General features: G+C 67.0%; 11 protein-coding genes and 1 rRNA gene. 8 read left to right on the top strand and 4 right to left on the bottom strand.

Features of this window, described 5'->3' with window-relative positions:
* Positions 1-202 precede the first annotated feature (202 nt).
* Together rrf and HMPREF2883_RS10060 are read left to right on the top strand one after the other, a co-directional pair.
* Positions 203-320 (top strand): 5S ribosomal RNA (gene rrf, locus HMPREF2883_RS10065).
* 178 nt (positions 321-498) lie between these two features.
* Entirely contained in the window at positions 499-1,884 is a 1,386-nt protein-coding gene (locus HMPREF2883_RS10060) for a threonine/serine exporter family protein (protein WP_070661801.1), read from the top strand.
* 104 nt (positions 1,885-1,988) lie between these two features.
* Here HMPREF2883_RS10060 and HMPREF2883_RS10055 read toward each other — a convergent pair whose 3' ends face one another.
* Positions 1,989-3,755, bottom strand: coding sequence for an aspartate:alanine exchanger family transporter (locus tag HMPREF2883_RS10055; protein WP_256277430.1), 1,767 nt, complete (start codon positions 3,753-3,755; stop codon positions 1,989-1,991).
* Between the two features lie 292 nt (positions 3,756-4,047).
* On the opposite strand from HMPREF2883_RS10055, the gene HMPREF2883_RS10050 reads away from it, so the two are divergent.
* From HMPREF2883_RS10050 to ilvC, 3 genes are read left to right on the top strand one after another with little or no spacing between them, the layout of a single operon-like run.
* Positions 4,048-5,832 (top strand): acetolactate synthase large subunit, encoded by a 1,785-nt coding sequence (locus tag HMPREF2883_RS10050; RefSeq protein WP_070661798.1) that lies wholly within the window; start codon positions 4,048-4,050, stop codon positions 5,830-5,832.
* Positions 5,833-5,837: 5 nt separating this feature from the next.
* Entirely contained in the window at positions 5,838-6,350 is a 513-nt protein-coding gene (gene ilvN / locus HMPREF2883_RS10045; RefSeq protein WP_003784785.1) for an acetolactate synthase small subunit, read from the top strand.
* A gap of 9 nt (positions 6,351-6,359) precedes the next feature.
* The gene (ilvC, locus tag HMPREF2883_RS10040; RefSeq protein ID WP_070661795.1) at positions 6,360-7,391 is read left to right on the top strand and encodes a ketol-acid reductoisomerase; all 1,032 of its coding nucleotides are present in this window, start codon (positions 6,360-6,362) and stop codon (positions 7,389-7,391) included.
* A gap of 85 nt (positions 7,392-7,476) precedes the next feature.
* Here the strand turns inward: ilvC and HMPREF2883_RS10035 are convergent, their stop codons facing one another.
* On the bottom strand, positions 7,477-8,736 hold the full coding sequence (locus tag HMPREF2883_RS10035; protein ID WP_070661792.1) for an MFS transporter: 1,260 nt from the start codon (positions 8,734-8,736) through the stop codon (positions 7,477-7,479).
* On the bottom strand, positions 8,733-9,353 hold the full coding sequence (locus tag HMPREF2883_RS10030; RefSeq protein ID WP_070661790.1) for a TetR/AcrR family transcriptional regulator: 621 nt from the start codon (positions 9,351-9,353) through the stop codon (positions 8,733-8,735). The genes HMPREF2883_RS10035 and HMPREF2883_RS10030 overlap by 4 nt, the downstream gene beginning before the upstream one ends.
* Positions 9,354-9,469: 116 nt before the next feature.
* On the opposite strand from HMPREF2883_RS10030, the gene HMPREF2883_RS10025 reads away from it, so the two are divergent.
* A complete protein-coding gene (locus HMPREF2883_RS10025; RefSeq protein ID WP_070661787.1) occupies positions 9,470-10,537 on the top strand; it encodes a 3-isopropylmalate dehydrogenase in 1,068 nt (355 codons plus the stop codon).
* Positions 10,538-10,604: 67 nt separating this feature from the next.
* Entirely contained in the window at positions 10,605-11,321 is a 717-nt protein-coding gene (locus tag HMPREF2883_RS10020; RefSeq protein WP_070661785.1) for a hypothetical protein, read from the top strand.
* Positions 11,322-11,331: 10 nt separating this feature from the next.
* Here the strand turns inward: HMPREF2883_RS10020 and HMPREF2883_RS10015 are convergent, their stop codons facing one another.
* Positions 11,332-12,153, bottom strand: a complete 822-nt coding sequence (locus HMPREF2883_RS10015) for a gametogenetin (RefSeq protein ID WP_070661782.1) — start codon at positions 12,151-12,153, stop codon at positions 11,332-11,334.
* A gap of 86 nt (positions 12,154-12,239) precedes the next feature.
* On the opposite strand from HMPREF2883_RS10015, the gene HMPREF2883_RS10010 reads away from it, so the two are divergent.
* Complete coding sequence (locus HMPREF2883_RS10010) at positions 12,240-13,415, top strand: branched-chain amino acid aminotransferase (protein ID WP_070661779.1); 1,176 nt, start codon at positions 12,240-12,242, stop codon at positions 13,413-13,415.
* The last annotated feature ends 54 nt before the right edge of the window (positions 13,416-13,469 follow it).

Raw genomic sequence — 13,469 nt, 5'->3', positions numbered from 1 at the left:
GGTACTAATAAGCCGATACAAACAACAACCCCCCACACAGCACACGCATACCGCGTGCGGTGAGAGGGGGGGGCAACCACAGTAGCGTGAGCGTCCACTATACGGTCCACACCCAACCCAACCACCGACACACACAGTGTGCGTTGCGAGGCGGCCCGATAATAGAATCACAGGAACACTGACGCGCTGCCTGTTCAGTCGTCTCGGTGGTCATAGCGGCAGGGAGACGCCCGGCATCCATTCCGAACCCGGAAGCTAAGCCTGACAGCGCCGATGGTACTGCACCCGCCAGGGTGTGGGAGAGTAGGACACCACCGAGCACAAGCTTACTGGTTGTCGGGCCGGCCCCCCTCACACAACACGTGCGGGGGACCGGCCCGACAACCGTTAACCCCCACACAAACAACAACACAGGACACAACCACGGCTGAAGCCGTGGCCGGCCTGTGTCCAGGCCCGAACTGACATCGAGGCACAAAACGGTGCACCATTGTCTCTGTGACTCATAGCGACCTCCCTTCCACCCCATCGGGCAGCAGCCATGAACCGAGTCTTGATGCCGATCGGCTCATGCAACAGTCCGGCGTCGTACTGCACCTGGGACGGCTCATGCTCGCCGCCGGTGCCGGCTCCTACCGCATCAAGTCCTCCATGGCCAGAGCCGCCTCGGCGGTCGGTCTTGACCGTCACGAGGCGACTGTGACGATGACCGAGATCGTCACCTCCTCCTACGTCGGCAACCGTTTCCGCACCGAGGCCTGTGAGGTGCGTTGGGTCGGCGTCAATGTCGACCGCTTGGAGGCACTGCGCAGGATCGTCCACGATCTGCGTGCACACGAGACCGTTGAGCATCTCGAGGCCAAGCTTGAACAGGTCGAGAAGATGCACGGCCGCTATAACGTCTTCGCCAACGCCGCAGCATCGGGTGTGGCCTGTGCCGGATTCTGCTTCCTCAACAAGGGCGGTTGGGTCGAGTGCCTCACGGTGCTCGTCGCGGCATTCCTGGGACAGCTCATTCGCAGGCAGATGCTTGAGCGTCACTACCAGCACTTCTTCACCTGGCTCGTGTGCGGCGTCGCGGCGTCGGGCACCTACATGGGCGTCGTCACCGCGCTGAACGCTTCTGGTGTGGTGTCAGGAAACCACCAGGGCGGCATTATCTCTGCGATCCTCTTCCTCATCCCGGGTTTCCCGATGGTCACCGCTATGCTCGACCTGTTCCGACAAGACTTCTCCTCGTCTCTCTCGCGCAGCGCCTACGTCCTCATGGTCATGGCTGCGGCGGGCGTCGCCGTCTGGACCGTGACCTTCGTCTTCCGTTGGGATGTTGCAGCGGCTAGCGACGCCACTCTTAATGGACCTCTTCTCTATGTTCTGCGGTGCTTCTGCTCCTTTATCGCCGCCTACGGATTCGCCATGCTGTTCAATGCAGGCGTGAAGGCCAGCATGCTGGCTGCGGTGGTTGGGGCCCTGGCCAATACCGGCAGACTGCTTCTCATTGACGCCTTCCACGTGCCATGGCAGCTCGCGGTGGGACTGGCTGCGGTCACGATTGGGCTGCTCGCCCAGCTCTTCGTCTCCCGCGCGTCCCTGTCCCGGGTAGCTCTTTCCGTTCCCGCTGTGGTCATCATGATCCCCGGGGTTCCCTTCTACAGGGCTATCTCTGCGCTCAACACGCTCTCTGTGGACAAAGGGGGCGTCGACGTCGGTGACGCGGCTACGAACCTGGCTGAGGTCTTCTTCGTCATTACGGCTATCGGCGTCGGTCTCGCCTTGGCGCGCATCATCACCGACCACAACTGGCGCCACGACGTGGCCACCTCGGAGCACATCACGCTGCCTCGCACACACGTTGAGGCGGCGGAGCAGCCTCTGGAGGATTGACGTTCGGTCTGCAGGCTTCCAGCTGAACAATGGTGGCCCGCCGCTGGCATTCAGCGACGGGCCACCATCGATGATGCGAGACCGGTGAGCCTGCGGTGAGCGGGTCACAGCCCGCCGAGGACCTGCGCGATGAAGATCTTGACGATCATGGCCACGGGATAGACCATCGCGTACCCCAGCGCCACTCGGGGGTCGGCGCCGGTGCGCTCGTTGGCGAAGGCCAGAATCGCCGGCTGGGTCTGGGCGCCACCGATGAGGCCGGACAGGCGAGTGCCACCCATTTTGACGATCCAGCGCATGGAGGCGTAAATCCCCAGCCCCACAATGGTGGTGACGACGAAGCCGGTGACGAAGATCCTCCACCAGTCGCCTCCGGTGAACGCGTGCGCGATCTCCCCACCGGCCTTGGTACCCGCCTGAGCGAGGAAGACCAGGAGCCCGAACTCCGAGAGCACCGCCGTCGCGGTGAACGGCATGGCGGTCACGAACTTCCCGATGCGGCCAATGCGCCCGAAGATGAGCCCGACCAGGAGTGTTCCGGCTGCCGACCCGATGGAGAAGGTGGCGCCGGTGGGCGTGAGGAACTTCCACTCACCGATGAAGATGCCCAGTGCCATCCCCAGCCCCAGTGCCACCGGGTTGATGGAGGACAGCCCTCGCGAGGAGTCGCCGAAGTATGCCGAAATCTCCTTCATGCGTCCGGTCGGGCCGACGACGCGCACCCGGTCTCCCTGCTGCAGCACCAGATCCGGGGTGCCCACCATGTCCACGTCACCGCGGCGCACCCGCGAGATCGTCGCCCCGAAACGGCTGTCGATATCCAGGTCACCGATGGTGCGGCCGGCCAGCTTCGGGTCCGAGACCGTGATACGGCGGAAGTCGAGGTACTTGCGGTCCTCGATGAGTGAGTGCGACGAGCCGTGGCCCACCGCCTTGATCGCCTGATTGACGGCATCCTGGGTGCCGACGACGGTGATGAGATCGTCCTTGTACAGCCGGTCGTCATTCTTCGGTCGGGTGATCGGGCCCTTCTCTCCCCGACGCAGACGAGAGAATCGCAGCTGACCCGAGATGGTCTCAACGATGTTGCCCAGGAGCGGGCCGTCCTCGCGCTCCACCCGGATAGTGCGGTTGATGAGCGGGGAGGGAGTGTCCTTGTCACTGCGCCGGTAGCGCAGCGCCAGCAGACAGAAGAACAGCATGCCGATGACACCGTAGAGGTAGGTGACGGCATAGGCCACGGTGGCGTCACCCGGTCCTGCCTTGTCGCCGGCCATGGCAGCGGCGTTACCGGCTGCGGCCAGGGCGGGCGTGTTCGTCACGGCACCGGCGAAGGCCCCCGCGATCATCGCCGCCTTGAGCCCGAGGAGACGCCCCACGCCCACGGCCGCCAGGGCCGCCACACCCAGAACACCCAGGAGGATGGTCAACGGTCCGCCGGCGGTTCGGATGACGTGGAAGAAGTTCGGCCCGGACTGGATGCCGATGGCGAAGGTGAAGATCGCCAGCCCCAGTGTTCCCAGCTCTCGGGGAACCTCGATCGGCGTTGCGGCAGACGTTCCCCAGGCCGCCAAGGCGATGCCGCAGAACAGGACGGCCGCTGCGCCCAGGCTCACACCCTTGATCTTGACATGTCCCAACAGCATCCCGGCGCCGACCAGGAGGAACAGGACGAGAACCACGTTCTCGGACAAGTGGTGCAGGACGTTGGCATGCGCCACCTTCCAGATCAGCAGGGCGGTACTGCCGATCAGGAGGGCCGTCGCCGGGACGCGTATGCTCCTACGCCTGGCGCGCCAGAGCAGCAGCCCGGAGCCAGTCATGAGGAGGACGATGACAACCGGGTTGTCCAACAGATAGTCCAGGACCATAGCCACGTCGCTAGTGCCGCCTTCCGTGTCGCCGCTGAAAGTGACGCAGCGGACGTTTTGTCAGGAGTAATAGGAGCATTGTGTCATCTCCACCTGCACTGATGGCCTACCAAGGTCCGTGATCCGAGAGGGAGTGGAGAAGCCCCTCGCGTGGAGAACGGTCATGCCACCGGGTCCGTGATTCCACGATGTGAGATTGTGGCCGTCTCATTATGACTCTGTGCGGAGACTGATCTAACGTTCATTACCCGGCAGGTCGCCGGGCAGTAGGCACGGAGAAGGAGAGCGAGTGATGACATGCGATGACGCTCCCGCACGTCAGGGCCAACAGGTCATGACAGGCGCCCAGGCTCTGGTGCGCGCGCTGGAGGAGCTAGGCGTCACAGACATCTTCGGGATGCCGGGCGGTGCCATCCTGCCCTTCTATGACCCCCTGCTCGCCTCGACGAAGATCCGCCACGTCCTGGTGCGTCACGAACAGGGCGCTGGCCATGCCGCCGAGGGCTATGCCATGGTCACCGGTCGCCCCGGGGTGTGCGTCGTCACGTCCGGTCCCGGAGCCACCAACCTCATCACCCCCATCGGTGACGCCCACATGGACTCGGTGCCCATGCTGGCCATCACCGGGCAGGTCGGAAGCCGTGGAATCGGGACGGACGCCTTCCAGGAGGCCGATATCGTCGGTGCCACGATGCCCTTCGTCAAGCACTCCTTCCTCATCACCCGTGCCGAGGACATCGTCCCGCGCGTGGCTGAGGCCTTCCACATCGCCTCAACCGGGCGTCCCGGCCCGGTCCTCATCGACATCTCCAAGGATGCCCAGGAGGGGGCCACCGAGTTCGTGTGGCCTCCGGCCCGAGACCTTCCCGGCTACCGCCTACCGGGCAAGCCCAACCAGCGGCGCCTGGCTCAGGCCGCCGAGGTGATCTCCGCGGCCGAGCGACCCGTCCTCTACCTCGGCGGTGGCTTGAGCCGGGCGCAGGTTCCCACCGAGGAGCTCGCCAAGCTCATCGAGCTCATCGGAGCACCCTTCGTCACCACTCTGACCGCCCTGGACGTTATGCCCAGTGAGCACCCGCTCAACCTGGGGATGCCGGGCATGCACGGCACTGTGGCCGCTGTCGGGGCGCTGCAGCGGGCCGACCTCGTCGTCTGCCTGGGAGCCCGCTTCGACGACCGGGTCACCGGTAGACCGGGCACCTTCGCCACCAAGGCCTCGGTGATCCACGTCGACGTCGACCCCGCCGAGATCTCCAAGATCCGCACCGCCGACGTCCCGATCGTCGGGGATCTGGCCGACGTCGTTCCCGCACTGAGCGCCGAGTTCCGCGACCACGTCGCCGCCGAGGGGCGGGCGGACATCGCCCCGTGGCGCAGCGAGGTCGAGCGCATCCAGTCCACTTACCCCACGGACTGGACCGATACCGACGACGGGCTGCTCCAGCCTCAGGAGGTCATCACCCACCTCGACCGGGCCGCCTCCGAGGACACCATCTGGGTCACGGGCGTGGGCCAGCACCAGATGTGGGCAGCCCACTACCTCACTTTCCGCCACCCTCACACCTGGCTCACCTCAGCCGGCGCCGGCACCATGGGATACGGCCTGCCCGCCGCCATGGGTGCCAAGGAGGCCCGCCCCGACCGGCCGGTGTGGCTCATCGACGGAGACGGCTGCTTCCAGATGACCAACCAGGAGCTGGCCACCTGCACCCTCAACAACATCCCCATCAAGGTCGCCATCATCAACAACTCCTCGCTGGGGATGGTGCGGCAGTGGCAGACGCTGTTCTACGGGCAGCGCTACTCCAACACCGATCTGCATACCGGTGCCGGAACGGCGCGCATCCCCGACTTCGTCACCATGGCCGAGGCCTACGGGGCCATGGGACTGCGCTGCGAGCGCCTGGAGGACTTAGATGACGTCATCGCCCAGGCCAATGCCATCAACGACCGCCCCGTCGTCGTCGACTTCATCGTCTCCGCGGACGCCCAGGTGTGGCCCATGGTCGCGGCCGGGGTGTCCAACGACGAGATCCAGCACGCCCGCGGCATGAGCCCGGTGTGGGAAGAGGAGTGAGCGCCGTGAGTGAGAAGCACACGCTGTCCGTCCTGGTGGAGAACAAGCCTGGCGTCCTGACCCGGGTCTCGGCGCTGTTCACGCGCCGGGGCTTCAACATCCACTCCCTGGCCGTGGGGCCCACCGAGCACGAGGACATCTCGCGCATCACGGTGATCGCCGATGCCGAGGGACTGGCCATGGAGCAGGTCACCAAGCAGCTCAACAAGCTGGTCAACGTCCTCAAGATCGTCGAGCTCGACCCCGACACCTCGGTCGAGCGCGAGCTCTACCTCATCAAGGTGCACGCCGATGATGCCAACCGCACGGCGGTGCTCCAGGTCGTCGACCTGTTCCGCGCGCACGTCGTGGACGTCGCCCCCACGTCGGTGGTCATCGAGACCATCGGCTCAGAATCCAAGGTCAAGGCTCTGCTGACGGCACTCCAGCCGTACGGCGTCAAAGAGATTGTCCAGTCCGGTGCCGTGGCGATCACGCGCGGCCCACGATCCATCACCGATCAACTCAAGGAGAAGTGAGAAGCAATCATGGCAGCTGAGAAGTTCTACGACGACGACGCCGACCTGTCCGTCATCCAGTCCAAGAAGGTCGCCGTCATCGGATACGGTTCCCAGGGGCACGCTCACGCTCTGAACCTGCGCGACTCCGGCGTCGAGGTCGTGGTCGGCCTGCGAGAGGGATCGTCCTCGGTGGCCAAGGCGGAGGAGATGGGCCTGCCCGTCAAGCCGATCGCCGAGGCCGTCGCCTGGGCCGATGTCGTCACCGTCCTGGCCCCCGACCAGGTGCAGGCCGCCCTCTACCGCGAGGAGATCGAGCCGAACATCAAGGCCGGCTCCACCCTCCTGTTCTCCCACGGCTTCAACATCCACTTCGGTTACATCAAGCCGTCCGCGGACATCGATGTCGTCATGGTGGCCCCCAAGGGGCCCGGTCACACCGTGCGCCGCGAGTTCGAGGCCGGCCGGGGTGTGCCCGTGCTCGTCTGCGTGGAGCAGGACGCCAGCGGCACTGCCTGGGACCTTGTGCTGTCCTACGCCAAGGCCATCGGCGGCACCCGCGCCGGCGCCATCAAGACCACCTTCCGCGAGGAGACTGAGACCGACCTCTTCGGCGAGCAGACTGTCCTGTGCGGTGGCGTCTCCAAGCTCATCCAGTACGGCTTCGAGACCCTGGTCGAGGCCGGCTACCAGCCCGAGATGGCCTACTTCGAGGTCTGCCACGAGATGAAGCTCATCGTCGACCTCATCAACGAGGGCGGCATCTCCAAGCAGCGCTGGTCCTGCTCCGACACCGCTGAGTACGGCGACTACGTCTCCGGTCCTCGCGTCATCACCCCCGAGGTCAAGGAGCACATGAAGGAGGTCCTCGCTGACATTCAGGACGGGACCTTCGCCAAGCGCTTCATGGACGACCAGGCCGCCGGCGCCCCGGAGTTCAAGAAGCTCCGCGCCGAGGGCGAGGCGCACCCCATCGAGGCCACCGGCCGTGAGGTGCGTTCCATGTTCGCCTGGCGTGCCGACGTCGACAAGGACTACACCGAGGGTTCCGTGGCCCGCTGAGGACTACTGAGATCCGTTGACAACGGGCGGTGGGCCCGATGACGTCAGATCATCGGGCCCACCGCCCGCTCGTCGTCCCTCGGCGCTACTGGGGCGGGGCGAGCCGGCGGCGCTGGAGGCGAACGGCAAGGGCAACCAGCGCCATCACCGCGCCCATGAGACCCACGAGAAGCGCGGCGCCGCGTCCAGGTCCGGTGCCGACGACGGCCCCCAGGCCGGTGGACAGTGGCTGTCCGGACTCCAGCAGGGGCTGAAGCACCCGGTCGACCAGCACCCCGGAGCACAGATAGGCCACCAGGTATCCCATCTGGGTGACCAGACTGATAGTGCCCCAGGTGCGTGCCTGCCGAGTGTTGTCGACCTGCGTGCGCACCAGTACCTCCGCCCCAGCCTGGGACAGGGGCAGACAGGCGAAGGTGAGAAACCCGCAGGCGGCCACCCACCAGGCTCCAGGTCCCAGAGGGACCAGCACCATGGCGACACCGGTCCCGGCCAGCCCTGCGGCGAGCAACGTCGTGGGCTGGGCACTCTTCCAGGCGGTGACCAGGGCCGCGCCCACAAGCATGCCGGCGGCTGCGACAGTCTCGACCACCCCCATCTCGGCGGTACTCACGGTGGGCAGGAGAATCGGCTTGATGAGGACCTGGATGACGCCGATAGCGAGGGTCGCCAGCGTCATGAGAACCACGAGGGTGCGCAGGCCAGGGGAGGCGGTGATGGTCCTCCAGCCCGCCAGGACGTCGTGGTCGTCACCGGGCTGGGCCGCTGCGCGTCGCGACGCACCTGCTGCCAGAGCCCGGCGCACTGTCATGGTGCACCCCACGGTGACCAGGCAGGTGCTGGCGTCCAGCAGGAGGAGGCCTCGGACGCCGACGAGCGGCATGAGGAACCCTGCCGCGGCCGGAGCCAGCAGGTACTTCGCCGCGGATGCCAGCTGAAGCAGTCCGGAGGAGCGCACGTAGTCCTCCTCGGTCACCAGGTCAGTGACGCTCGCCCGCAGCGCCGGCTCTGTGAGCGCCGCCAGGCAGGAGGAGATGACGGCCCCCGCGCAGACCCAGGCCAAGGACGGCCGGGAAGAGGACAGGGCCGCCAGGATGATGCCCAGGCCGAGGATCGAGCCGGCGTCGCCGATGATCATCATGAGGCGGCGGTCGTAGCGGTCTGCGAGGGCCCCGGCCAAGGGCGCCAGAAGAACAATGGGGGCGAAGGCGCTCATCTGGACGGCCGCCACTGAGGAGGCCGTTCCGTAGGTGCGCAGTATGACGACGGCCAGGCCGAAGGCGCTCAGCCCCGTTCCCAGCGAGTTGATGAAGGAGCCCAGGACCAGCAGTCCAACGTGCTTCACTGTTCCGCCTCCATCAGCAAGCCGAGGCTGCCGGGCTGGGCGCCCAGAAGCGTCTCGGTCGCCCAGATGAGACTCTCGCGGCGGCGGGCGAGCTCAGCGTGACTGGGCTTCATGATGTCGTGGTCCAGGAGGATGCCCGAGGCGCTCAACAGCAGCTCGACGGCGTCATGGGGGCGCTCGGTGGTGAAGATCCCCTCGCTCACCCCCTGGGTGATGACCTCGGCCAGGACCGGAGTGAGGTGCTCGATCATCGCCGTGATGGACAGCAGGTGGAACTCCGCGTTGCCCGGCGCGTGGAACTGGTCGACGAGCTCGGTCTCGGTGTCCACCAGTTGCATCGCGCTCATGATCGCCGCGAGCTTGTCAGCCGCCGGGGCCGATGAGGCGGCGATCTCGCGGGCCTGCTGCTCGACCTGGCAGACGATGCGCAGGACCAGGGCCTTGAGGATCTGCTCCTTGCTGGGGAAGTGGTAGTAGAGCGTGCCCTTGGCGATGCCCACGATTCCCAGGATGTCCTCCATGGTCGTGGGTTGAAAGCCTTTGGTGGTGAACAGGGTGTGGGCGGCGTCGAGAATCTCCTCACGACGTTGCGCGGCAGGCCGGTGGATACGCGGCATGGCTCCTCCTTGGTGTATTGGCAAGAGAGTAACCGACTGTCGGTCGAAACGCGAGTGCGGGTTTCCGTAATGCGGATGTCTCGTCTCGCATCCTGATCGTGCCCTAGGGTGGCCCCATGACGCAGACCATCAAGCTGGCAGTAATTCCGGGTGACGGCATCGGTAAGGAGGTCGTCCCCGAGGGGCTCAAGGTCCTCGAACGAGCGCTGGAGGGAACCGGGGTCGCGGTCCGTCCCACTGCCTTCGACCTAGGGGCTGAGCGCTGGCACCGGACCGGCCAGACCCTCACTGACGAGGATCTCGAGGCCATCAAGACCCATGACGCCATCCTGCTGGGAGCTGTCGGCGATCCCTCCGTCCCCTCCGGCGTGCTCGAGCGCGGCCTGCTCCTGCGCCTGCGCTTCGCCCTGGACCACTACGTCAACCTGCGTCCTTCGGTCTACTACCCGGGCGTGCCGACTCCGCTGGCCGATCCCGGCGACATCGACTTCGTCGTGGTGCGCGAGGGCACCGAGGGCCTGTACTGCGGCAACGGCGGCGTCGTGCGCCAGGGCACGGCGCACGAGATCGCCACCGAGGTCAGCGTCAACACGGCGTACGGGGTGGAGCGCCTGGTCCGCTACGCCTTCGCCAAGGCCCGGTCCAGGGCGGCCAAGCACCTCACCCTCGTCCACAAGCACAATGTGCTCGTCCACGCCGGCGACCTGTGGCGACGCACCGTGGAGGCCGTCAGCACCGAGTATCCCGAGGTCGCCGTCGACTACTGCCACGTGGACGCTGCCACCATCTACATGGTGACCGACCCGGGCCGCTTCGACGTCATCGTCACCGACAACCTCTTCGGCGACATCCTCACCGATGAGGCCGGTGCCGTCACCGGCGGCATCGGCTTGTCTGCCTCAGGCAACATCAACCCCGAGAGGGCCTTCCCCTCCATGTTCGAGCCCGTCCACGGCTCGGCCCCGGACATCGCCGGTCAGGGCAAGGCGGACCCGACCGCCACGATCAGCGCGGTGGCCCTCATGCTCGACCACCTGGGGCTTCCCGAGGCCGCTGCGAGGGTCGAGGCCGGAGTCACTGCGGACATGGCGACCCGGCGCGGCGGCGCCCAGCGCTCCACCAGCCAGATCGGTGACGCCATCGCCGAGGCAGTGACGGCCAGGGCGGATACGTCATCGCATTGAGACCCCATGACCCTCTTCGTGTCCGGAGCGTGACCGCAGTACACGAGCGGGTCGTTACATTCCGAGTATGTCGTTACGCGGTCCCCGACGTCGGATAGCCACCTGCCTCCTGCTCGCCGGTCTCACCGGCCTGTGCGGGTGCGACGCCCTGACTGACGCCCCGCTGACCGACTCCGAGATGTCCGCCTTCCTGGCTGAGGCGGACTCGCGTGCCACCCGATCGCGGGGGCAAGCCTTCGAGGCGACCGTGGTGGCGGCGGCGGATCAACGCTCCACCATTGCAGTGGCCCTGTCGCTCTCCCGGGTCCGGAGCGGGGCCGCTGCGGAGGCCGCGACGCTGGCCACCAGGGTCGGAGCCATCGCAGGCGACCTGAGCGAGGCGGAGTCCACCGGTCTTGAGAGCAAGAGGGCGGCGCTCGACCGGGCGATTGAGGGCGAGGACGTCGAGGCGATCACGACGGCGCTCACGGACCTTCGTGACGCTGTGGCTGCGGCCGAGTCCGCGGTCTCGGCCCGGCGTTCCTCGGCGGGGCAGGACCAGGCGGCTCCGTCCACGCAGGAGAGCCAGCTGGGAGCACCCGGCGGGGCAGAGACAGGCGAGCCCGCAGGGGACGGCGAGTCCGCAGAGGCGGATCGGGAGATGGACCAACCGGGGGAGGGGGAGTCCGAGTCCTCAGCTCAGGTCGGTGCCCCGCCCGGCACCGAGCCATCGGGTCCCCAGGACTCCGCTGAACCGGCGCAGGCCCCGCCTCCTTCTCAGGGGGAGCACTCTCAGGAGCCGTGAAGAGACGGGCTCACCCAGTGGCGGAGGCCGCCGGCGTCTCAGACCCGGGTACCCTTATGGGCCAGCGGGACTGACCCGACAGACCGCCCACGGCGACGCCGCGAAGAACGGCGACCCATGCCGCCTCATCGAAGGCCCCCTGCTGGCAGACCTGTGTCACCGACAGGGCCGCGCCGTCGGCCGACCACACCCGCACGAAGGTCCTCCCCGCGACCCGGGAGCCGCTGATACTGGCACTGAAGGACGTGGCGATGCCGACGTAGGGCCCGGAGCGGTTCGTCGCCGTGAGTTCCTCCTGGCCGGTTTGCCGGTAGTCCGGGTAGGTCCTGGCCAAGGAGGCGGACCAGTGCTCGGACAGGGCTCGGTCATCTCCGCCGGAGACGACCAGCGCCGGTGCGCTGCTCACCTCGGCGCTCACCTGGCATCCAGAAGTGCGCGAGGCGTAGGAGCGCGACCAGGATGCCTCTGGGAGCGACACGGTTGCGGGGCCGGTGGGGCCGGCCGGGCTGCTCGCAGAGGCGGGGGATGCGGTAGAGGCGGTGTAGCCGGGCAGGTCCGGGAAGCCGACCGTGAGCGCGGCCGCGGCCGCGGCCGTGGCCTGGGCGGTCGGCAGCGCAGTGGGCATCACCATCCGGGACGGGGCCGTCGAAGTGTGCGGCGCCTCGGCAGTAGACGCCGACCTCGATGCGGGCCCAGCGAGCTGATCCAGGTCGACCTGCGCGCATCCGCCCATCCCGGTCAGGAGGACGGCGCCGGCCACCGCGCCCCGGATGAACCGGGCTCGAAGGCCTGGCCAGTGAGCGTCGACCCAGGGGCGCTGAACGGAACTCATGTCCGGAACCTAGCCCCGAGCCCGCCCGGCGGCCAGCATATGGGAAAGTCGTGTCCGAGTTGTGGCCTCGGCGGTAGGCTGGGCCTATGTCCGAGACAGACGCCACCTCAACCGACTTCGCATCCACCTCCTTGGCTCGTGCTGCCGAGGTCCCCGTCCCGGAGGCCGACGAGCTCGCAGGCCGATTCCCCCTGACCGCCAACCCCTCACCCGTCACCGAGGACGAGCGGGAGGCAGTCCTGGCGAGCCTCCACTTCGGTGACGCCTTCACCGACCACATGGCTCACGCCCGCTGGAGGCAGGGGGAGGGGTGGGGTGACTATGGCGTCATTCCCTACGGCAGTCTCAGCCTGTCCCCGGCCGCCGCCGTGCTCCACTACGGCCAGGAGATCTTCGAGGGCATCAAGGCCTACCGGCACGAGGACGGATCGGTGTGGACCTTCCGTCCCCGCTACAACGCGGCGCGCCTCAACGCCTCCGCCCGGCGCATGGCTCTGCCCGAGCTGGCGGAGGAGGACTTCGTGGCGTCCCTGGTGGATCTGGTGCGTGCCGACGCCGCCTGGGTGCCTTCAGGTGAGGGCGAGTCCCTCTACCTGCGCCCCTTCGCCTTCGCCTCCGAGGCCTTCCTCGGCGTGCGCCCCTCCGCCGTGGTCGACTACTACGTCATTGCCTCTCCCGCGGGCTCCTACTTCCCCCACGGCCTCGAACCTGTCTCCATCTGGGTGACCACCGAGTACCACCGCGCCGGACGCGGAGGGACCGGGGCGGCCAAGACCGGGGGCAACTACGCCTCCTCCCTGCTTCCCCAGCAGGAGGCCTACGCGCAGGGCTGCGACCAGGTCTGCTTCCTTGACGACGTCTCGCAGAAGAACATCGAGGAGCTCGGCGGCATGAACATCATGGTTGTCGGCGCCGATGGGACCGTGCGCACACCGCGCCTGACCGGGACGATCCTCGAGGGATCCACCCGCAGCGCCATCATCCGCCTGCTGCGCGACTCCGGGCGGAGCGTCGTGGAGGACACCATCAGCCTCCAGGGGCTGCTCGCAGACATCGAGTCGGGTCGGGTCAGTGAGGTCTTCGCCTGTGGAACCGCCGCCGTCGTCGTGCCTCTGGGGCATCTCAAGGGTGAGGGCTTCGACGCCCGCATCGAGGGCAGTGAGGTCACCCGGCAGATTCACGACCGGCTCACCGCCATTCAGTCCGGCCGTGCCGAGGACCCCTACGGGTGGATGTATCGGCTCGTGCCTCCTCGTTCATAAGACCACCGGCGATATTCCTTCTGAACGTCCAGAAAGATATTGTTGGCGTGACAT

Origin of the sequence: Actinomyces sp. HMSC075C01, from assembly GCF_001812965.1 — a bacterium.
Lineage (GTDB): Bacteria > Actinomycetota > Actinomycetes > Actinomycetales > Actinomycetaceae > Actinomyces > Actinomyces acetigenes.
The sequence above is the reverse complement of the archived record's forward strand: the minus strand, read 5'-3'. Positions and strand labels throughout refer to the sequence as shown.